The organism is Paenibacillus sp. sgz302190, from assembly GCF_059820445.1.
The window spans coordinates 48,773-67,983 of sequence record NZ_JBZYAO010000021.1 but is presented as its reverse complement, the minus strand read 5'-3'; the positions used below and the strand labels follow the sequence as shown (position 1 = coordinate 67,983).

Sequence of the window (19,211 nt, the reverse complement as noted above, 5' to 3'; positions counted from 1 at the left end):
CCAATTGCTAGATTAATGTGACAAGAGTATGAGAGGAGAAGTAAGTTGTCCTTCTCCGATATATGTCGTCCCTATAAAAGACTTCTCCCCTATAGCTCCCCCCTCCGCAATCCCCTCTCCCAATCCCTACCCAGCCCGAGAAGCGGGCACGGTCTCTTTAAACAATCGCAGCAGCGAAGAATGAAAGTTGGAAAAATCGATGGAGGCTCCGACGAAGTAGCCGATTGAGATGAAAATCAGGCACCAGCATAGGGCTCCTGCCCCTGCGTAGAGCATGTATTTTCGCATGCTCATGGCGCTTACTCCTGCCAGGTAGCAGGTTAGGTGGCGTAGGCCGGGAATGTAGTAGCCGATGCAAATAGCCCATGGTCCGTAGCGCTCGAACCAGGTCTCGGTTTTTTCCAGCCTTTTGGTCGTAAGTTTGATCCACTTTCCGTATTTCCAGAGCAGCGGTTTGCCGAATTTTCGCCCGAGGGCGTAGCTGCACAGCATGCCGGACATGGTTCCGATGAAACTGACCGCCACGGACACCGGGAAATGAAGCAGCCCGGCGGAGGCGAGATAGCCGACTAAGGTCATCAGGATTTCGTCGGGGACCGGCAAGCCTATGATACCCAGAGCCAAACAGAAGAAAATGGCGATGTATCCGTATTGTGTGATCATGTCTTGTAGGAAGTCTATGACGTTCACGCTCCGTTTCTTCGGATAGGCTGCTGATTTGCCGCGGCTGCTTCGTATTTTTACTGATAGGAACTTTTTTGGCTGATTGCGGGTATTTTGATTCGGCTGACCATCAGGCAGCACAGAACGATAACCAGAATCACGGTCATTTCAAGGTGATACAGGGGCGGAGACCAAAGCGCGAATACGGCTAAAATGCAGCCGGCGACCTGGATCGGCAATCCTGTATGATAGCTGCTTGCACAAGCTGAAATGTTGAACCGGGCCAGCCGCAGCGCGCCGCAAATAATAAAGAGAGAAGCGAGCAGCAGTCCGGTGACGGGCATTTTGTGCAAGGTGGCAAGATAAACGGTCAAAGCCGGGGCCGCGCCGAAGGAAATCAGCTCTGCGAGCGAGCGGAATTCTTTGCCGAATTCGTTGGCCAGGCGCAGTCTGTTCACGATGTAACCGTCGAGTCCGGCCAGCGCCGCCGCGAGAATAATGCTGAGCACTGCCTCGGAAGATTTGTCGTGAAACGAGAACAGCATGGACATCATGCCTGCGCTGAGGACGGTCATCGTAAGCAGCGTGGGAATCATTTGGACCGGCATGGAAAATCACTCCTTTTCAATGAAGGCTGGGCGTTGGAAGCGCAGGCTGTCCGGATTTTTGCACATCCAAAATATCAAGCAGAAAAACGAAGGTCGGAATGCCGACGATCAATCCCCAAATACCGAAAAAATGTTCGGAAAAGAGCAGAACGAGAAAGGTGTAAAATACAGGAAGATGCGTTTTGGACGCCATCAGCCGGGGATTGAGCACGTAAGCTTCCAAAGCATGAATGACCGTGACGGCGATAATCAGGTACAGCACATACGTGAACCCGCCCAGACTGAAAGCAATCATGCTTAGCGGAAAGAGCGATATAAATACGCCGGCCACCGGTATAAGCCCCAGGACAAAAATAAGCAGCGAGAGTCCAATTAAATTCGGAAAACCCATCAGCCACAGCGCGAAAGTCGTCAGCAGGCAGTTGAATAGGGCGATCAGCAGCTGGGCTTCGATCACTTTGCCGAACGTTTGCATAAGTTTTTTGCCGAAAAATTCAATCTCCTTGGCGAACCAGCCCAGCTTGCTGGTGTGAAATTGCGCGGTAAAGCGAATGACGTTCTCTTTGCCCAGCAGCAGAAAAAGGCTCATCATCAAAGCCAAAAAGATTTGAAATCCGACATTTCCGATTTTCACCACGATATCGAAGCCTGGCTTAACTATGCTCGGAATGTCGATGCTGTCCAGCCATGTTTTTACGTAGCCGGCCACTTCGTTATCAGGATTGTAGTACGCATGTTTGACAAGTTCGAACAATTGGGTGATCTGGTGGGCCAGAGCGGGAAAAAATTTGGCGCCTGCAAAAGCCAGAACCGACAGAAGGGCGGCGTATATGACCGCAAGCAGCAATTTGGAGTTGACGGGAACGACTTTGTCGATCCAATACTTGCTGAATTGATGCAGCCGGTTCATCAGGAACGTCAGCAGGAAGGTCAGTAAAATAAGGTTCAGCATGCTGCGGATAAAAAATAGAAGAAGGCAAAACAACGCCAATACCGCAAAGCGCTGCACATCTTTTTTTTGCAAAATTGCTATAATATTCATGCGCGACATCCTTTCAGCGTCTCCGTTTCGATCTGTACAAATTCGATTATAGAGATGCGGTGTGTACTTCATGTGTTTTGTAGCAGGCGATTTTTTGTATAATAGTACTGACTGAAAACACACGAAAAACACAACAATCGGTTATTCTTGCTCTATACCGTTTTTTTGCGCGAAGGAGGCTGCGGCTGCATGGATCGCAAAGTTTTGCTAATCGAAGATGAAAGTTTGATCCGCGAAATCGTGGCCGATTATTTCAAGCGGGAGCAGTGGAGCGTCTATGAGGCCGAGAATGGGCTCCAGGCGCTGGACATATTGGAAAAGCTGGATGCCGATCTCGTCATTCTGGATATTCTTATGCCTGAGCTGGACGGCTGGACCGTATGCAAACGGATTCGCGCGCGATCAGCTGTGCCAATCATTATGCTGACCGCCAAATCCGAGGACGACGATAAAATGCTTGGTTTTGAGCTGGGTGCAGACGATTACGTAACGAAACCGTTCAGCCCCAAGGTGCTGGTCGCCCGGGCAGTCAGTCTAATGAAGCGCGTCGAGGGGACTGTCGGAAAAGAAGACCATCTTCTGAGCTTCGGCCGGATTTCGATTAATAGAAGATCGCGTCGCGTCGAGGTGGATGGGCAGGAAATCGAGCTGACGCCCAAAGAATACGAGCTGCTTCTGTATTTGACGAAAAACGAAGGCATCGTGCTTTCCCGCGAAACGATTCTCGATCATATATGGGGCTTCGATTATTTTGGCGACCTGCGCGTCGTCGATACGCATATCAAAAAGCTGCGCGGCAAGCTCGGCGACGAAGCCCGCCATATCCGCACGGTCATTCGGTCCGGGTACAAATTCGAGGAGGAACGATGATAAAACGTGGGGTCACTATGAAGCTGTTTGCCATCACAGCTTTCTTTTTTCTGTTGTTTTATGCCATTGTTTTGCTGGGACAGCTTAATTTATTTGAAACCTTTTACCAGCATCAGAAAACCGCCACACTGGAAAAGAGGCTCCAGACATTCACCGACAGCTACGCCAAAAAACGCTGGGACGACGACCGCATCTCCCGCGAAATGGCCCTGTTCATCAGCCAAAATAAAGCGCAGCTTGCGATTCTCGGGCCTGAAGGCAATGTGAAGCATGACAATCTGTTCCGCATCGTCATCAAGGACGATCATGGAAATCCGGTTCGGATAGCCCTCTCTTTTTTGCTCAATTCCAATTTGCGGAAGCTGCTGGAGGCGAACTTTCAGCGCGGCGATCGGATCGAGGTGGAGGGGTATTATGAGGATACGGTGGAAAAAGATCTTTTTTACCCGGTCATTATCCATAAAGCCGGCTTCAAGGAAATCGGGAGTGTAGATCTAGGCACGAACGAGCCCCTGGAAAAGATTTCCGGCGTTATCACGGACGCGGTGCTGCCCGCTTCCAATCAATGGAATTCGCGGCAAGGCATTTTGTATCTGGCGCTGGAGGACTGGTTCCCGCTTTCGGATGAGCGGAAAGCCGTTTTGCAGAACGGGGGTACGATCCAGGAGGAATGGACGGATACGATCAGCGGCACGCGCAGCGTTGTGGCGATTCAGCCGATTTTGCGCGATGGGAAGGTAAACGAACTGGTTTTTGTGCTCGCCTCCCTGCAGCAGATCAGCGAAGCGTATGATGCCCTGCGTCTGTTTTACATTTACATCGGAATCGGGGGCATCGTGCTCATTCTGCTGCTCTCGCTCGTCTTTACCAAAATTGTGTCCAAACCGCTGCTCTCGCTGAACCAAATCGCGTTGCGTATGGCGAAGCTCGATTTTTCGGTGAAATCGCCAATCCGCAACAACGATGAGATCGGGAGCTTGTCCCACAGCTTGAACAGCTTGTCCGAGAAATTGGACGATACGTTAAAGGAACTGTACGACGCCAATGAGCAGCTGCGGGCGGATATGGAACAAAAACAGCGCATGGAGCAGCTGCAAAAAGAGTTTATTTCCAACGTTTCCCACGAATTAAAAACGCCGCTCAGCATCGTGAAAGGGTACGTGGAGGGCATCCGGGATGGAATCAGCGAAACGAAGCGGGACCGGTATCTTGAAGTGATCTTGGGCGAAACCGATAAGATGGAAGCACTCATCAAAGACATGCTGGAGCTGGCCAAACTGGAATCGAAAACGATCAAGCTGAAAAAGAGCCATTTTTTGCTGAGCGAACAAGTGGAAGATATCGTCGAGAAGCTGTCGAACCACCTTCATGAAAAAGAGCTTAAGGTGGTCACCGTCACCGTAGGCGAACACGAAGTGCAGGCGGATCAGGTCAAAATGGAGCAGGTGCTGGTCAACCTGCTAATGAACGCGATTCGCCATGCGACAGCCGGCAGCGAGATCGCCGTCCGCATCGAAAGCGAAGGCGAACACATCCGCATGGCGATCGAAAACGAAGGCGAAGCTATCCCAGAAGATCAGCTGGAAACGATATGGGAACGTTTCTACCGGGTCGAACGGTCGCGAAACCGCAAAACCGGCGGAACCGGCCTCGGCCTTGCCATCGTCAAGCAAGTGCTGGACCTCCACGAAAGCCGGTACGGAGCGGAAAACACGGAGCGGGGCGTTCGTTTTTATTTTTATGTGTAGGCTTTGCACACTTGTGGTCGCCGCGGCAGGAGTTCCTCGCGACAAAAAACCGGGGGGACGTTTGCTGCCGTGCGGCGGCAAACATCATAAAGGGAAGTCATGCGGGGAAAGTTTCCCCTAAGGACTTGGAAAAAAGCGGAACTGGTACTATGATAGAGATACCCGGACATTTTTGTCGTCGACCTGCAATAGCGTAAAAAAGCCGGGGGATCGACGACAGGGACGATTTGGGGAATCCCGATGTTTATAAGGGATTTGCAACTGGAGCCGTGAGGCCAGCCAGGTCAACTTGTGGATGAGGTATTACGAAAAGTGGCTGTGCTGCTGGGTTTTTGTGGGTTTTTATCGTACCTATGAGGAATTGAAATTTGGATGTCGTAAATACACCGCGTCCGATGAGAATGTGTTTTTATCGTACCTATGAGGAATTGGAATTCGCATCATCATCGTGATTCATAGCCACATGAGGGCTAGTTTTTATCGTACCTATGAGGAAGTGGAATTCGGCTGCGAGATCGGGCTCCATGATTTCGAGAGCAGTTTTTATCGTACCTATGAGGAATTGGAATAAAAGTAATCTGTCGATTGGGGATTCCCATATTCATCGTTTGTATCGTACCTATGAGGAATTGGAATCATCTTCGCTTTTTGGTGGTCCACAAGTGCCATCTTCGTTTGTATCGTACCTATGAGGAATTGGAATTCACGAATGATAAACCAATAGGGAGTAGAATTTACGTTTGTATCGTACCTATGAGGAATTGGAATCAGACCCTGAGATCGTTGTAGCTAGTCGGATGCTTGAGTTTGTATCGTTCCTATGAGGAATTGGAATGGATTACAGTAGGCGGCCACGCGAGGTATATGTTGTTTGTATCGTACCTATGAGGAATTGAAATCGGGCAAGGAGGAAGGGCATAAAGGAATTGACTTTGTTTGTATCGTACCTATGAGGAATTGAAATCGGGCAAGGAGGAAGGGCATAAAGGAATTGACTTTGTTTGTATCGTACCTATGAGGAATTGAAATTCAATGACGCGGATTGCATATAAATTCCGCAGTCGAAGTTTGTATCGTACCTATGAGGAATTGAAATAGGACGTTCGTAACGGATTTGTCACCCTCCGTTTTCAGTTTGTATCGTACCTATGAGGAATTGAAATAACCACTGTCCATTCGTAGGGGATGTAATAGTTGGCGCGTTTGTATCGTACCTATGAGGAATTGAAACTTTTTCTCATGAGCCCGCGGCGACAAAATAACAAAAGGTTAGTATCGTACCTATGAGGAATTGAAACTGGTTTATCACGCTTTGAATATCTGGAACGTTCCCTTTGTTAGTATCGTATCTATGAGGAATTGAAATGACTTTGCTGACTCCCTCATCAAAAGGAGAAGCGACAGTTTGTATCGTACCTATAAGGAATTGAAACGAGGGGCGCGCGGTCTCTTTTGACTTTTTTTATTTTGTTTGTATCGTACCTATAAGGAATTGAAACTTTCATATGGAAACTGAATCTGTGCCATGACCCCACGTTTGTATCGTACCTATAAGGAATTGAAACATATCTCGGCAGCTGCCGGTCAAACTGGTGTGATTGAGTTTGTATCGTACCTATAAGGAATTGAAACCTCCTTCAAGATCTATATTTGCAGCATGGTTTTCAGCGTTTGTATCGTACCTAGTAAGGAATTGAAACTTGGATCGACTTTCGCGTCTGCACAAGGTATCGGTATAGTTTGTATCGTACCTACAAGGAATTGAAACATGGAATCTGCTAAATTCTTCGGTGTATTGATAACTCCGTTTGTATCGTACCTATAAGGAATTGAAACGCGTATTTGCCGGGGATGCCGAGACTTTTCGCAAGTTTGTATCGTACCTATAAGGAATTGAAACTACGATGCTGTTACAGCTGCTCCCCTTCCATTCCAATTGGCTTGTATCGTACCTATAAGGAATTGAAACTCGATTTGAACCGATTCGTGCATAGCAATATCCTGCGTTTGTTTCGTACCTAAGGGGATTTGAAACCGTCATATTCGATGCACATGTTTATCGTCTTTGGTATAGTCGGGGCTTATGCTGTTTCCGGTGTTTCAAGAGTTCGTCATTTAAAGAAGTACCAAAGACTCGAAAACAAAAAGAGGAACTGCCATGAGGCAAGTTCCTTTTAACCGTTCCGTTTCGTTATTCTTCATGCTCTCGTTCGCAGATTACTTCTGTAAACAAGTTTAGTGGAAATAGGGTGGGCACGTCCTTCCCAGGGATCCTCACAAACTCAACAAAATCTTTTCCTACAAGGATCAGTTTCCCTTTTAAGGTTCCGATGTCCTCCGCAGAGGCTGTCAAGTCAAAAGGCTTTGTGATTGTCACGTGATTTCTCAGATCAATAAAAAAGGATGTTTTAAAAACTACATTTGTGGATCCTACCATAAAGGAAGTGGAAGTAATATTTGTTAGCTTTCCTATTGTTTTGGTCAATTGTGGAAATCCCGGTTGGAAAACAGTCACTGTACGACCTACAAGCGGTTGTAGGCGTTGAATCAAAGTAATGTTTTGAGGCGCAGGACAGCCAATAATACTTATGTCATCGGCCATAAAGCAAATTCTCCTTTCTCTTCATTTTATATCCTATACGGAATTTTCATTTTTGTGTGGGCTTTTGTTGAGTTATAGGGCAAAATACAAAGAAACAGGGTAAGCCGCGGATCATTCGAGGCTGGGAGCGAGAGGTGCCAAGGTGGATTTTGGGGACCGAATGGGGACGCGTTTCACCGATATTCACCCGGATTATTGACGGATACTAGCAGGAAAATCCCTTGATTATCATGCGTCACAAAATGTATTTCGTTTGTATAATACCTATAAGGAATTGAATTCTAGCGTCATTGCATATATGTCGGTATGACCTTCGGTTCTTATCATATCTAAGAGGAAAATGTCTCTTTTGTACTTGGAAAAAAGCGGAACTGGTACTATGATAGAGATACCCGGGTATTTTTGTCGTCGACCTGCGATGGTGCAAAAAAGCCAGGGGATCGACGACAGGAAAGATTTGTGGAATCCCCAGTGTATATAAGGGATTTGCCGCTTGAGCCGTGAGGTCAGCCGGGTTAACTTTGTGGTGAGGCATTGCATGAAGTGGCTGTGCCGCTGGGTTTTTATGGGTTTGTATCGTACCTATGAGGAATTGAAATTCCTTTGAACTATAAAGGCCGGTATGTGCAATTTGGGTTTGTATCGTACCTATGAGGAATTGAAATTTCTCAACGAGAACGGTCTGTCTGATTTATCCAATTGTTTGTATCGTACCTATGAGGAATTGAAATTCTTCAAATTCTTTGTCGTAAACAGATATATGTTTCCCGTTTGTATCGTACCTATGAGGAATTGAAATTTGGCTTTCTTTGCGGTTGCGGGTATTTGTGTTCTCGGTTTGTATCGTACCTATGAGGAATTGAAATTAGGATCAATTTGTTGTTGTGGGTAAGAAGGTTGTTGTTTGTATCGTACCTATGAGGAATTGAAATAAGTATACTGTGCCGTTTGGGTAAGCAATAGTTTGAGTTTGTATCGTACCTATGAGGAATTGATATCACGATAGGCGGTATGGTCTGCCATTTCCCTCAAGAGCTTGTATCGTACCTATGAGGAATTGAAATGAACAATGCTCCGAAGAGACGGACGAACTGAATGCGTTTGTATCGTACCTATGAGGAATTGAAATCGGAGCAAAACACCAATTGGAGCAACGTTGATCCTTTGTTTGTATCGTACCTATGAGGAATTGAAATAATAATCAAATACAAGGGAGGATAGCTTCTTCCCCCTGTTTGTATCGTACCTATGAGGAATTGAAATAAAATCGGTGGTTGATTGGACAGCGTACATGAATTCGGTTTGTATCGTACCTATGAGGAATTGAAATTTGGCATAAACGCTCGAACATATCGTGAGTCAAAAGGTTTGTATCGTACCTATGAGGAATTGAAATTGTACAGAGCTGCAGCTTGCGGTTGTGCAGAAATTACGTTTGTATTGTACCAATAAGGAAGTGAAATGATAGGCAATGATCGATTTTCGCGTTTTCCCGAGTTGTTTGTATTGTACCCTATGAGGAATTAAATGCGCGAGGCTCGGGCTATACGCGCGGGGAATAGCTGAGTTTGTATTATACCTATGATTAGTTGAAACGTGGAACAAACCGTTAACTAAAGGTCGAGTGCAAAAGGGTTTGAGCCCATAAAAATAGCTCAGTAGAAAAATCCCTCCGTCGGCCAATCAACGCCAGCGGAGGGATGCTTTGCTTAAAAGACAGTTATCGATCAATTTTCTCGGGAGGCATCCACTTCACAACAATGATAGCGAAAACTATAAGAATTGAGATAAGCGAAATGACGCCTTTGTAAGTGCCATTTATCAGTAACCAAATACATAAGCCTAACATCAAAACAATTGCAATTAAATACCAGTAACCAATATACTTTTTGTTATTATTTGTTTTCTTTTTTATTATTAGCGTGATTATAAAAAAGACTGCAACGTAAAAAAACAAGAATAAATAAATAAGTATATTTGCCAATAGCATTCTGCCTCAACAACTTTCTAGTTTGGAGTAGATTCAAAGTAAGTAATTGGAAGCCAATGTAAATTCAATGTTACCCCGTTTCCTCTATCATTGCGTGACATTGAATCTGCAATCATAAATGATCCAACAGACGTAATTACTGCAGCCGCTGAAACAGCAGCACCAGCAGGCGCAGCAACAACGGCTATAGCTGCACCGACAACTGCTACAAGTTGCCATACTTGCCCAGATTGGTTTAAATAATAAATCATATCCTGGGTTTCTTGTTCGTTAAATGTTACCGCGACTCCCCACCAATAGGGGTTTGCATAAACATTTGTATGCACTCCTGAAGTAGATGATTTTGCGGAAACATTAGCAACAGGTAAACCATTTTCGATTTTCAATAATTTTTGTTGAAGTGCTTGGTTTACACTGTCAACAGCATTGGAATAAGACTGATATACCTCGCTACTATACAATGATTTAACTGTAGGATCAATGTGATATAAATTGTCTTGACCTAGCTGGATGTACTTCGTAATTGAATCGCCTGCTTTTAAAATATCCATAGTCAGTGCATCATTTGTGATTGTTATTTTGGGATACTGATTTGGTGAAATACTTTGTTTATCGCTTTGCTGATCAGGTATTGTAGATTCAGCGTAAGCAGAAATGGGCAAAAGACTTGCAAACAACATTGCAGCAGAGGATAAAGCAATAATTGATTTTTTAAGCATCATACTTTAAGGTCGCTCTCCTAAACACTGCTGTAATAAATGGAATTATGATCGCCGCGTAGCAAATCAACCCAATAACATTTTACAGTAATTGTAAATGGAAGTGAATGAATAAATTTAAATGGAATTTGGCTCAAAACTGAATCAGCGCTTATCTAAAGTTTCCCTGGTGGATTTTTCCTGTAATTTGGGGACAAAATGGGGACACAATTCACTCGGGTTACGAACAGGAAAAACCTTGAAATTCAAGGGTTGGTGATTCATTCGGATTGTATAGGGACATGTTTCAATTTATGAGAAGTTGAAACCTTTCAATGCTACTTTCATACGTCACAAAATGTATTTCGTTTGTATCGTACCTATAAGGAATTGAAATTCCGGAACTTTAAAGGGAAGACCACCCGCCGCGATCCAATTTGTATTTATATCGGATATTCTGTTCGGGAAAATTTCCGAGCTTTTTAAAGTAAATTACGTACACGTAAACAATCACGTATGTATTTTGAACACCAAACAATGAATTGCGCGTATAAACTAATCATGTTATTATAAAAATAAATAAGGACGGTCCGCTAAACCGTCCTCGTGTACAAACTTGGGTGGATTCCCTCCTGAGTAAATAACCTACAGGCAGTAACCCACTTAGGCGCCAACCTTAAAAGTGGGTTACTTTCGTTTATCGATGTAGTCAGTAGCGCCAGAATGAAGCTTCCGAACGCAAACATGATCATGATCGCTTGGAAAGTTTCCATGGCATCCCCTCCTTCCTGGAGGAAAGCCGCACCCAAGGTTGAGTTGTACACTAATAATAGTTTAACTGGATTGGAATTTTCTTTCAATTGCTAAATTGTGAAAGCAGTAGCGGGGCTTGTAATATGATAGAGATAACCTACACCTTTTTTGTCGTCGACCTGCAATAGCGCAAAAAAGCCGGGGGATCGACGACAAACATGTTTTGTGGGTTAATATCGTACCTATGAGGAATTGAAATTTAAACTGTTTCCCGCTGCCGAAGCCAACCTGCTCCGGTTTGTATCTTACCTGAATTGAAACACACCTGTAGGCTACGATCATCTTTGCCTGGGAATCACGGTTTATATTGTACCTATAAGGAATTAATCGATATTGTTTGGTGTTCTTGGCAATAATGGAGGAATAAACGTGAACAGAAAAAAATGGGTCGTTGTATCTGCTAGTGCAGCATTGGGATTGGCGTTATTTGCTATTGTAAATAATACGTTTGCTTCGTCAGAAGTGTCCGCTAATAAGTATGAACTAATGTCAACATCAACTCACGATAGTGAAAAAATAAAAGAGGTTGGAATAACTTTCAAAGAGGCAACAGTCAAGCCTAAGCAAGATGCCAGTCAAGCGGTTAGTTCCGCAAAAGAGTATGCACCAGGATATGTAAAAGAAGCAAAGAAAATTGAAGTTGAATACCATTTAATTACTAATCCTGATTTCAAACTTTTTACTCAAGGAGCTACTGAAAGCAACCCCAAGTTAGAGAAAGACAGTTATTTATTGGATACACCTTGTTATGTTGTGACTTTTAAATGAATCAGTAAGCCAGCCAAATCTTACAAAAAAGATCAAACTCCCAAAACTTTCAATGAGTATAGCGTTGTAGTCGATGCAAATACAAATCAGGTATTGTATGGTTTTTCTTATAGGTAATTAGTTTGTAGTGGGCGTAACAGTGAAGTTGGAAGTGTTCGTCAAAGACTTGCTAGAACTGGCCAAGTTGAAATCTGAAAATGGTATCACCGTGCTTGCTCAAAAGCATCGATGAATAAGGGCACCTTATGGGCTTGGAAAAAACCGGGGTTAGTAATATGATAGAGGTAGCCAAAGTATTTTTGTGTCGTCGACCTGCAATAGCGCAAAAAAGCCGGGGGATCGACGACAAATATGTCTTATGGAAATCCAATGTTTATAAGGGTTTTAGGTCTTAGGGTAATGAGGCCAGCCGAATTAACTTTGTAGTGAGGCATTGCAAAAAGTGGCTGTATTGCTGGATTTTTGTGGGTTTATATCGTACCTATGAGGAATTGAAATAATGAGTTGATACCCAAATGACCATATGTTTGTTGGGTTTATATCGTACCTATGAGGAATTGAAATCTCCCAGGTGGTGTTGCCCGTTTACTAGGATCATTTGTGTTTATATCGTACCTATGAGGAATTGAAATTTATTTAAGCAGCACAGGATTTCGACCAATCGAAAACTGTTTATATCGTACCTATGAGGAATTGAAATTTGGTGGCGTTCATGAACTTCGGCAAATCGATCGCCAGGTTTATATCGTGCCTATGAGGAATTGAAATTCATACTGCACGCGGTACTCGCTGGCGTCGGTCTCGGTTTATATCGTACCTATGAGGAATTGAAATTATCGAGTCATAATTGACTCAGACTCTTTCAATTGGGTTTATATCGTACCTATGAGGAATTGAAATATTGCACGACAGATGGCTGCAGGGGCGAACATCGCGAGTTTATATCGTACCTATGAGGAATTGAAATTTTGCAATCCGTTTCCGTTGACGGCTATGGAGCCGGTTTATATCGTACCTATGAGGAATTGAAATTAGAGAATACGAAATGCATCATGTGCCATTGCTTTCAGTTTATATCGTACCTATGAGGAATTGAAATCCGGTTTGACGAGCAGTTTTCCTTCTGCATTGTTGCTGTTTATATCGTACCTATGAGGAATTGAAATTTCTGCATCTGTCCAGCAGCTGCGGCTATAAGGAGTGGTCTGTATTGTACTTACGAGGAATTAAAACACACTTTGTACAATCTTGTTGTGCAGGCTATTTTTACAAATGGGAGAGTATTCGACTTTCCATCGTCAAGTGAAACATGGATCTTCACGAAAGCCAAATAGCTAGGAAACACGGGGTGGTGCGAAGTTTTATTGCTATTAGTAAATTTTGCTGCCAGACGGTAGCAAAGCTTCATTGAAAGGTTCCGCACATGGTATTGGAAAAAAAGTGGGACTAGTAATATGATAGTGGTAACTAGAGTATTTTTTGTCGTCGACCTGCAATAGCGTAATAAAGCCGGGGGATCGACGACAAACATGTTTTGTGGAGATCCAGTATTTATAAGGGATTTGCGGCTTGGGTCGTGAAACCATGGGAATTAATTTTGTGATATGGTTTTGTAAAAATGGCTGTATTGCTGGGTTTTTTGGGTTTGTATCGTACCTATAAGGAATTGAAACTACGGATCAATATCGAATGCAGAGTATGAACGAACCAGGTTTGTATCGTACCTATAAGGAATTGAAACGTTATTCTTCCGTTTTTGCTTTCGTTTGCTTGGAACACGTTTGTATCGTACCTATAAGGAATTGAAACTGGGATGAGCTGGACGAAAACGGAAAAGGGCTTTTGGTTTGTATCGTACCTATAAGGAATTGAAACTTGCTCAAAACGTTCAATTGCTGTTCATTTTGATTGGGTTTGTATCGTACCTATAAGGAATTGAAACTCTCAACGTAAAGTTAGGGACCAACTATAAGCATAAGTTTGTATCGTACCTATAAGGAATTGAAACGAAGCTTTGGAAGCAGCGCAGGAGGCTCTTGATGCTTCGTTTGTATCGTACCTATAAGGAATTGAAACAGCGGAGGGGCTATGTGGTGGAGCCTACACCGAAAACAGTTTGTATCGTACCTATAAGGAATTGAAACTCTTGAATCAGGACTAGGCGGCCATAGCGACGTTGCCAGTTTGTATCGTACCTATAAGGAATTGAAACAATCCTTCTTAATGACGTACTCAGCAGCTTTTGTTCTGTTTGTATCGTACCTATAAGGAATTGAAACTGGGCACTGAAACGCCGGATCGAGCAAGCATACCGTGTTTATATCGTACCTATGAGGAATTGAAACTACGGATTGATCCTTTCAGCAAAATCCTTGGTGTGTTTTATGTCATACCTATAAGGAATTTGAAACATTACGTCTTTCTCGTGTGAGTATTCTCGTTTCTATCTTACCTATAAGGAAACAATCCCCAAAAAACAGCCCTGCGGCCCGCCACGTATTTTGCTCATTGACGCTCGTTTTATTTCCGGATAAGATGAATTTAAACGTTTCAACGAGGCTCAAGGCGAATAGTGGGGCCTTTTTATTTTGGTTGTTTGACCTTTTTTTATGGAACGAAGGAGTGACGATGATGTCGTATTATGAGCAGCGAAGAAAAGAGTTTATAAGCCGAGTGGCGAAAAAAGCATACGAGCTCCCTGTTTTGGACAGCGGGTTGTGGTTTCATCGTGACGTCCGCGACAATTTTTATTATGCTTCGTATTTGTTTGCGGCGGCTGTGGATGCGGGAGTTCCGGCTGTTTTTGAGCGGGATGCCGCGAAGGCGAAGGCGGGCCGCGTTTTGTTGGAGGTTCTGCAGCTGCAGGACCGGGATCCGCTCAGCGAGACTTACGGGCACTGGCCGCTCAATCTCGATCCCGTTCCCCGGGAAGCGGGAATGAATTCTCTTCCGGTCGAGCTGATGGGCAGTTTGCTCGTTTATTTTTACAAACGGTACGGCCCGGAGCTGCCGCAAGCTTTGCGGACCCAATTGGAGCAGACTTTGGAGCATGTTTACCGCAGTCATTTTTACCGGAAGCCGCTTGAGCATTATCATCATCATGAGGCGAAGTATACGGCGGCGAAGCTTATTTTTGGCCAGTTGTACGGGGATCGGGAGCTGCTTGAGGATGGTTTCCGCAGTTTGCAGGCGACTTTGGAGCGCATTACGGGCATGGGGATGTCTGAGTACGGCTGTCTTCCCTGGTTTTGGCATTGGGTGCAGGCGTTTACATGTGCGTGGGAGCTAGCCGAAGACGCTGAGATCAAAAAGCAGCTGGCAGCTATGCTCGATTATTTATGGCATGTCCGGTCGCTCTATTACTTGCGGGGGGCCTGGGTCGGGCCGCATTCCCGGGGGCTCGCTCACGATATTCCGCAGGACCGGAACGTGCTGATGGATTATGTGCAGTTTGGGGATTTTGAGCTTCCGGAGGATATGCCGCGGACGGAGTATGCGGGATTTCTTTTTTACGAGGCGCCTTCGCAGGCCCGCAGTACAGCTTTGCAGCGCGGCAATCCGGTTGAAGTGAAGCAAATCGTTCCCCGTCCGGCGGCAGTTGGCGGAAATCCGCTGCACAGTTACGTGTACATAACGGAATATTACGCGGTGGGCGGCATGTGGGAACGGGCCGAGGAGTTCGATAATGAACAGCACCGCTGGGATGCCGCGTTTCCTTTGCAGGCTGTGGAAGGTGTCAACCGCGCCTATTTTTTCCTTGCGGGCGACGCCGATTCTGAGGAAAGCTTGCGGCACCAAAGCGGGCATACGGAAGTGCTGTTTCATCAAAATACAGCGGCCGTCCTGTACACCATCCCCGATGGCCAAACCGGTCAAGTTATTGGCTGTTTGCCAAAAGGAGAATGGCTCCAGGCGGCGAATTCGTTATATGGATTGTGCGGAAATGTATACCTGGCCGTGCATATCCGGCAGTCCTTCGACAGAATCGAGTTGGCGGACCGCTGGACGGTCACAAGTTCGGCCGGAGCGAACGGGGTCGTGCTGGAGTGTGTGGACGCAGTCGAAGCCAAAAGCCTGGGCATTATGGATGTGACTCATTTTGCTGAAGCGGCGGGCAGGAACAAGCCGGATTTTGCTCATGCCGGGCTGGATGGTGCGTTTGCCGGCAATTCGGTCACGTACGTGACGATGAGGGGAGACCGTCTGGAGCTTGCGGTCGGCGCCGATTCGCAAATAACGAGACGGGTCAACGGGGTATTTGTAAATTTTACGGATTATACGGTTATGTGAAGTTGAACAACGATCCAGGAAAAGGGGAAGAATATGCCAGTTTTCGATCTACCTGTAGAAAAACTTTTCACCTATGAAGGACGCAATCCGCGGCCTGACGATTTCGATGCTTACTGGGACAGGGCGATTGCCGAAATGAAAGCGGTTGATCCGCAGGTTGAATTGCGCCCCAGCGAGTTTCAAACTCCTTTTGCAGATTGTTTCGAATTGTACTTCACGGGTGTAAGAGGGGCGCGGGTTCATGCCAAATATATTCGGCCCAAGTTTGCGGAGTCCCCGCATCCGGCTATTTTGCAATTCCACGGATATTGGGGCTCTTCAGGCGATTGGACGGAAAAGCTGGCGTACGCTGCGCTCGGGTTCTCCGTATTCGCTTTGGACTGCCGCGGACAGGGCGGTATTTCGGAGGATGCGGGCGGCGTGAAGGGCACGACGATCAGCGGGCATATTATCCGTGGAATTGACGATTCGCCTGACGATATGCTGTTCCGTCATATTTTTCTTGATACGGCGCAGCTCGCCGGAATCGCGATGGGGATGCCGGAGGTCGATCCGGATCGCGTAGGCGCCAGAGGCGGTTCGCAGGGCGGCGCGCTTACGATCGCTTGTGCGGCGCTGGAGCCCCGCATTAAGCGGCTGACGCCGGTGTACCCTTTTCTCAGCGATTACCAGCGGGTGTGGGAAATGGATCTGGCCAAGGATGCGTATGCCGAGCTGAAGGATTACTTCCGCAGGCATGATCCGCAGCATAAGCGCGAGAATGAGATTTTTGCCAAGCTCGGCTATATCGATATTCAGCATCTCGCGAGCCGCATTCAGGGAGAGGTGCTTATGGGCGTCGGTCTCAGCGACACGGTCTGCCCGCCTTCCACGCAGTTTGCGGCTTACAACAAAATAAAAGCGCCGAAGCAAATTGAGCTGTTCCCGGATTTTGGGCATGAGCATTTGCCGGGTTTTAACGATTTGGCGTTTGAATTTATGCAAAAGCTGTAAGCCGGAGGCACATTCGCCATGAATGCGATTCAAAAAAGAATAGACGAACTCTATAGTTACGTGCCCGATAGGCAGCTCGCTCCTGCGGATTTGGCCGATTTTTGGGAGCGAACGTTGTCCGGCGAAACGGCTCGGGTGCCGTATACGCGAACGGTTGTCCGAACCCCGATGCAGGACGTGGAGGCGTATAAGGTCATTTATGAGGGCGATGCGCATACGCCGATTCATGCCTGGCATCTTGTTCCGTCGAAGGCGCTCGCCGAGCCGGCCCCCTGCCTGGTCGTGTTCCACGGATACGGCGGATCGAAAGGCGAGCCCGAGGACTATGCGGCCTGGCTGCTGATGGGCTTCGCGGTGTTTGCCGTCGATGTGCGCGGGCAGAGCGGGGAAACCGGGAATGCACTGGCCAATACATACGGCATGGCAAAAGGGTGGATCACGCAGGGGATTATGGACCCGCATACCTGCTATTACAAAGCGCTGGCTATCGACGGAATCCGCGCAGTGCGCTGCGCCCGGGAGCAGCCCGGCGTCGATCCGGCCAGGATCATCGCGATGGGCGCCAGCCAGGGCGGCGGTCTGGCTTTGCTGACGGCTGCGCTGGAGCCGGGCGTCCATATGGCGGTTGCCGACATACCGAACATGTGCCGCTTCGATTTCGGGCTGCTCAACTCCACAGGATCGCTTACGGAAGCCGCCCAATTCGTCAGCCATAACCCGGAGCGGCTCGCGCCGGTGCTGGTGACCCTCAGCTATTTCGACATCGTTCATCTTGCCGACCGGATCACCGTTCCCGTATGGATGTCCGTCGGATTAAAAGATACCGTCTGCATGCCGGAAACGGTATTCGCCGCCTACAACGCGCTGGCCTCGGCCCACAAGCATTTGCATATCAATCCGTTTCTCGGGCATGAGCTGCCACGCGGCCATACTCGCCTTGTATATGATTTTATCCAAAGATCCCGCTGCTGAAGCGGGTTCTTTTTTTTCAGTAACCTTTCAGGGAACATTCAAGGGAGATTAAGCTGCAGTTTCTTTATTGTTCATAAAAGAGGATTATTATTGCAGTTGTAACAGAAAATGAAACAGTGGATTAGAAAGGCGGAGAGTATCATGAAAGCAACAAACAACCATAACGGACTGACTAAGGACGCGAAAAAGAAACGGAAGCAAATCATCGGCTCACTGTTGCTTATAACGGCTTTGCTGAGCGGCTGCTCGACGGCGCAAACGGCGAACTCCGGCTCGGCCCAAGAGGCGGGCGGCAATCAATCGCAGGCTCAATCGACGCAAGCCCCATCGTCTACGCAGACGCCGGATCAGACAGCGCAAAATCAGGTATCGCAAGGCCAGACGCAGAATGCGGCGAAATCGGGCGCGAATCAAAAAGATTTTCAAATGATGAGGACGTTCCGTTCCCTGATCATGATGGATAAGGCGGATGGATTGACCATCACCAAAGATCAGGCGGTGCAAATGATCCCCGTCGTGCAGGAGAGTATTTCGAGCGGCGAATTAACGTCGGATAACAAAACGAAACTGCTCAGCGGGCTTACCGATGCCCAGAAAAAATATTTGGATGATGCCGCTGCAAAAGAGCCTATGAGACAGGGCGGCAATGGAGGGGGAGGCGGAAACGACGGCAAGGGCGGCTCCGGTTCGCGTCCTTCATCGGCTCCGGACGCTGCAGGTTCTGCTGCAGGTTCACCTCCTGCTTCGCCTCCGGCAGCGCCATCCGGAGATCAAAAGCCAATGGACGGCGGCGGTCAAATGCCTCAAGGCCAAGGCGGACCGGGAGGAGCAGGCGGCGGCCAAGGCATGCAGCAATCCGGTCAGCAATTACTCGAACTGCTGCAATCGAAAACAAAGTAACCGACGCGATTCCAGCAAAACGAATCGCATTCCCGAGGAGACCAAACGGTCTCCTTTTTAGGCGCGCCCGGTTAATGAGGTGCAGCCGGTCGACCGCCGCCATGCAGCTTGCGGTGCGCGTATGTATGCGGTGCGACGCTGCATGACGGCCGACTGCATGGCTCGCGCGAGCCCGTCCTCCGACTGGCCGTCTGCCCTTACATGCGAAAGCCTCCCATGCCGCTGGGCGGCACCCATGAAGCCGAAATTAGTAC

At 46.9% G+C, this 19,211-nt stretch carries 13 protein-coding genes and 3 CRISPR repeat arrays; of the genes, 7 read left to right on the top strand and 6 right to left on the bottom strand.

The features are described from left to right. Positions 1–126: 126 nt before the first annotated feature. The 3 genes from AC6RNO_RS22135 to AC6RNO_RS22125 are packed head-to-tail and all read right to left on the bottom strand — an operon-like array spanning position 127 to position 2,313. Positions 127–681: a DedA family protein gene (locus tag AC6RNO_RS22135; RefSeq protein WP_474683458.1), complete on the bottom strand. Its 555-nt coding sequence runs from the start codon at positions 679–681 to the stop codon at positions 127–129. 59 nt (positions 682–740) lie between these two features. Further along, on the bottom strand, positions 741–1,271 hold the full coding sequence (pssA, locus tag AC6RNO_RS22130) for a CDP-diacylglycerol--serine O-phosphatidyltransferase (RefSeq protein ID WP_474683309.1): 531 nt from the start codon (positions 1,269–1,271) through the stop codon (positions 741–743). Between the two features lie 16 nt (positions 1,272–1,287). Then, positions 1,288–2,313 carry an AI-2E family transporter gene (locus AC6RNO_RS22125; protein ID WP_497106779.1) on the bottom strand — a complete coding sequence of 342 codons (1,026 nt, stop codon included), beginning with the start codon at positions 2,311–2,313 and terminating at the stop codon, positions 1,288–1,290. A 189-nt stretch (positions 2,314–2,502) separates the two neighbouring features. Here AC6RNO_RS22125 and AC6RNO_RS22120 point away from each other — a divergent pair, with 189 nt between their 5' ends. Both AC6RNO_RS22120 and AC6RNO_RS22115 read left to right on the top strand, forming a co-directional pair. Then, positions 2,503–3,183, top strand: a complete 681-nt coding sequence (locus AC6RNO_RS22120) for a response regulator transcription factor (protein ID WP_474683311.1) — start codon at positions 2,503–2,505, stop codon at positions 3,181–3,183. After that, complete coding sequence (locus AC6RNO_RS22115; RefSeq protein WP_488437203.1) at positions 3,180–4,931, top strand: sensor histidine kinase; 1,752 nt, start codon at positions 3,180–3,182, stop codon at positions 4,929–4,931. The genes AC6RNO_RS22120 and AC6RNO_RS22115 overlap by 4 nt, the downstream gene beginning before the upstream one ends. Positions 4,932–7,122: 2,191 nt before the next feature. Here the strand turns inward: AC6RNO_RS22115 and AC6RNO_RS22110 are convergent. The 3 genes from AC6RNO_RS22110 to AC6RNO_RS22100 all read right to left on the bottom strand — a co-directional run bounded on the left by AC6RNO_RS22110 (position 7,123) and on the right by AC6RNO_RS22100 (position 10,994). Further along, positions 7,123–7,533 carry a hypothetical protein gene (locus AC6RNO_RS22110; protein WP_474683313.1) on the bottom strand — a complete coding sequence of 137 codons (411 nt, stop codon included), beginning with the start codon at positions 7,531–7,533 and terminating at the stop codon, positions 7,123–7,125. Positions 7,534–8,101: 568 nt separating this feature from the next. Then, positions 8,102–8,996: a CRISPR direct-repeat array (repeat unit 30 nt). Between the two features lie 544 nt (positions 8,997–9,540). Continuing rightward, the gene (locus tag AC6RNO_RS22105) at positions 9,541–10,245 is read right to left on the bottom strand and encodes a hypothetical protein (protein ID WP_497106778.1); all 705 of its coding nucleotides are present in this window, start codon (positions 10,243–10,245) and stop codon (positions 9,541–9,543) included. A 569-nt stretch (positions 10,246–10,814) separates the two neighbouring features. Further along, positions 10,815–10,994, bottom strand: coding sequence for a putative holin-like toxin (locus AC6RNO_RS22100; protein WP_497106777.1), 180 nt, complete (start codon positions 10,992–10,994; stop codon positions 10,815–10,817). A gap of 409 nt (positions 10,995–11,403) precedes the next feature. Between AC6RNO_RS22100 and AC6RNO_RS22095 the strand changes: the two genes are divergently transcribed. The 5 genes from AC6RNO_RS22095 to AC6RNO_RS22075 all read left to right on the top strand — a co-directional run bounded on the left by AC6RNO_RS22095 (position 11,404) and on the right by AC6RNO_RS22075 (position 18,957). Continuing rightward, positions 11,404–11,802: a hypothetical protein gene (locus AC6RNO_RS22095; RefSeq protein WP_497106776.1), complete on the top strand. Its 399-nt coding sequence runs from the start codon at positions 11,404–11,406 to the stop codon at positions 11,800–11,802. A 468-nt stretch (positions 11,803–12,270) separates the two neighbouring features. Then, a CRISPR array of direct repeats spans positions 12,271–13,035; the repeat unit is 30 nt. 409 nt (positions 13,036–13,444) lie between these two features. Beyond that, positions 13,445–14,147: direct repeats of the CRISPR family, unit length 30 nt; unit sequence GTTTGTATCGTACCTATAAGGAATTGAAAC. Positions 14,148–14,430: 283 nt separating this feature from the next. Then, complete coding sequence (locus AC6RNO_RS22090) at positions 14,431–16,092, top strand: hypothetical protein (RefSeq protein WP_497106775.1); 1,662 nt, start codon at positions 14,431–14,433, stop codon at positions 16,090–16,092. A gap of 33 nt (positions 16,093–16,125) precedes the next feature. Continuing rightward, a complete protein-coding gene (locus AC6RNO_RS22085) occupies positions 16,126–17,085 on the top strand; it encodes an acetylxylan esterase (RefSeq protein WP_497106774.1) in 960 nt (319 codons plus the stop codon). Between the two features lie 18 nt (positions 17,086–17,103). After that, positions 17,104–18,057 (top strand): acetylxylan esterase, encoded by a 954-nt coding sequence (locus tag AC6RNO_RS22080; protein WP_497106773.1) that lies wholly within the window; start codon positions 17,104–17,106, stop codon positions 18,055–18,057. Between the two features lie 141 nt (positions 18,058–18,198). Continuing rightward, entirely contained in the window at positions 18,199–18,957 is a 759-nt protein-coding gene (locus AC6RNO_RS22075) for a hypothetical protein (protein ID WP_497106772.1), read from the top strand. The last annotated feature ends 254 nt before the right edge of the window (positions 18,958–19,211 follow it).

Coding starts and splice junctions, on each gene's coding strand:
- AC6RNO_RS22110 (WP_474683313.1), bottom strand. CDS start 7,533: ATGGCCGATGACATAAGTATTATTGGCTGTCCTGCGCCTCAAAACATT.
- AC6RNO_RS22115 (WP_488437203.1), top strand. CDS start 3,180: ATGATAAAACGTGGGGTCACTATGAAGCTGTTTGCCATCACAGCTTTC.
- AC6RNO_RS22125 (WP_497106779.1), bottom strand. CDS start 2,313: ATGAATATTATAGCAATTTTGCAAAAAAAAGATGTGCAGCGCTTTGCG.
- pssA (WP_474683309.1), bottom strand. CDS start 1,271: ATGCCGGTCCAAATGATTCCCACGCTGCTTACGATGACCGTCCTCAGC.
- AC6RNO_RS22120 (WP_474683311.1), top strand. CDS start 2,503: ATGGATCGCAAAGTTTTGCTAATCGAAGATGAAAGTTTGATCCGCGAA.
- AC6RNO_RS22075 (WP_497106772.1), top strand. CDS start 18,199: ATGAAAGCAACAAACAACCATAACGGACTGACTAAGGACGCGAAAAAG.
- AC6RNO_RS22100 (WP_497106777.1), bottom strand. CDS start 10,994: ATGGAAACTTTCCAAGCGATCATGATCATGTTTGCGTTCGGAAGCTTC.
- AC6RNO_RS22105 (WP_497106778.1), bottom strand. CDS start 10,245: ATGATGCTTAAAAAATCAATTATTGCTTTATCCTCTGCTGCAATGTTG.
- AC6RNO_RS22085 (WP_497106774.1), top strand. CDS start 16,126: ATGCCAGTTTTCGATCTACCTGTAGAAAAACTTTTCACCTATGAAGGA.
- AC6RNO_RS22080 (WP_497106773.1), top strand. CDS start 17,104: ATGAATGCGATTCAAAAAAGAATAGACGAACTCTATAGTTACGTGCCC.
- AC6RNO_RS22090 (WP_497106775.1), top strand. CDS start 14,431: ATGATGTCGTATTATGAGCAGCGAAGAAAAGAGTTTATAAGCCGAGTG.